Origin of the sequence: Parvibaculum sp. (assembly GCF_049672805.1) — a bacterium.
Lineage (GTDB): Bacteria > Pseudomonadota > Alphaproteobacteria > Parvibaculales > Parvibaculaceae > Parvibaculum.
Genome location: NZ_JBATWS010000357.1, coordinates 1 through 2,087, shown reverse-complemented (window position 1 = coordinate 2,087; position 2,087 = coordinate 1). Strand labels below are relative to the sequence as shown.

At 60.8% G+C, this 2,087-nt stretch carries 1 protein-coding gene; it reads left to right on the top strand.

What is annotated here, in order from left to right; all coding sequences use genetic code 11:
• A partial coding sequence (gene ftsH / locus WBF74_RS11190; RefSeq protein ID WP_424439634.1) for an ATP-dependent zinc metalloprotease FtsH occupies window positions 1-1,831 on the top strand: 1,831 nt, incomplete at its 5' end.
• Window positions 1,832-2,087 lie beyond the last annotated feature (256 nt).

Sequence of the window (2,087 nt, the reverse complement as noted above, 5' to 3'; positions counted from 1 at the left end):
AACAGGGTCTGAGATCGCCTATTCGCGTTTCCTGTCGGATGTGGATTCCGGCAATGTGAGCGAAGTCGTCATACAGGGCGAGAAAGTGAGCGGCATCTACACGGATGGCCGCAGGTTCCAGACGATTGCGCCGCAAGACCCCTCGCTGGTCGATACGCTGAAGCGCAACAATGTGAGCATTGCCGCGAAGCCGGCGGATGACGGTTCGCCCTCACTCTTCGGGATTCTGATTTCCTGGTTCCCGATGCTGCTGCTGATCGCGGTGTGGATTTTCTTCATGCGCCAGATGCAGGGCGGCGGCGGCAAGGCAATGGGCTTTGGCAAGTCCAAGGCGAAGCTGCTGACCGAACGCCATGGCCGCGTGATGTTTGATGATGTCGCGGGCATTGATGAAGCGAAGGATGATCTCACCGAGATCGTGGACTTCCTGCGCGACCCGGCGAAGTTCCAGCGCCTTGGCGGCCGCATCCCGAAGGGCGTGCTGCTTGTCGGCCCGCCCGGCACCGGCAAGACGCTGCTTGCGCGCGCCATTGCGGGCGAGGCCAATGTGCCTTTCTTCACCATCTCCGGCTCGGACTTCGTTGAAATGTTTGTCGGTGTCGGCGCGAGCCGTGTGCGCGACATGTTCGAGCAGGCGAAGAAGAATGCGCCTTGCATCATCTTCATCGACGAAATCGACGCCGTGGGTCGGCATCGTGGTGCAGGCCTTGGTGGCGGCAATGATGAGCGCGAGCAGACGCTGAACCAGCTTCTCGTCGAGATGGACGGTTTCGAACCGAATGAGGGCATCATCCTCATCGCGGCGACGAACCGGCCGGACGTGCTTGATCCCGCGCTGCTGCGCCCGGGCCGTTTCGACCGTCAGGTCGTGGTGCCGAACCCGGATGTGGTTGGCCGCGAGAAGATCCTGAAAGTCCATATGAAGAAGGTGCCGCTGTCACCTGACGTTGATGCGCGCACCATCGCGCGCGGCACGCCGGGTTTCTCGGGCGCCGATCTTGCGAACCTCGTCAATGAGGCGGCTCTCATGGCGGCGCGTCGTGGCAAACGCCTCGTCACCATGGCCGAGTTCGAGGATGCCAAGGACAAGGTGATGATGGGTGCGGAACGCCGCTCCATGGTCATGACAGAAGAGGAAAAGAAGCTCACGGCCTATCACGAAGGTGGCCATGCGCTGGTGGCGCTGCATATGCCGGCTTCTGATCCGATCCACAAGGCGACGATCATTCCGCGTGGCCGCGCGCTTGGTATGGTGATGCGTCTGCCGGAACGAGACCAGGTGTCGGTGACGCGTGCGAAGCTTCAGGCCGACCTTGCGGTTGCGATGGGTGGTCGTCTCGCCGAAGAAATCATCTTCGGCCATGACAAGGTGACCTCCGGTGCCTCGTCCGATATTGCGATGGCGACCAAGATGGCGAAGGCTATGGTCACGCGCTGGGGCATGAGTGACAAGCTTGGCCCGCTCGCCTATTCGGAGAATGAGGAAGAAGTGTTCCTCGGCCACTCCGTTGCGCGCCAGCAGAACATGTCGGAAGAGACGCAGCGCCTGATCGATGCGGAAGTGCGCCGCATCGTCGAGGAAGGCTATGAGACGGCGAAGAAGATCCTCACGGAGAATATCGACCAGTTGCACACCATCGCGAATGGTCTGCTCGAATATGAAACGCTGTCGGGTGAGGAAATTCAGAACCTGCTGAAGGGCGAGCCGCCCGTGCGTGACCGTGGTGAGACGGTGCAGCCTGTTGATGGTCCGATTTCCTCGGTGCCTGTTACGGGCAAGCCGAGCGGTGATGGACCGATGGGGGTGCCACCCGCCCCGCAGGGAACGTAAAACCCCGCAGACATGAATCTGAAAGGGAGGCTTCGGCCTCCCTTTTCTGTTGCGCGCCTTGATTGTGCCGCTGTTACGTCGTGAAATCCGGGAAGCGGTGAAACAGAGGAGGTCGGGTGATGAAGGTTGGGCGGACATTGCTCGCGGCAGGCGCACTTTTGATGCTTGCTGCCTGTGGCGATGATGCGACGGATGAAACAGGTGTGGCGGGTGAGCCCTCACGCTATGACGCGCTCACCATTACCTATGCCTGCAA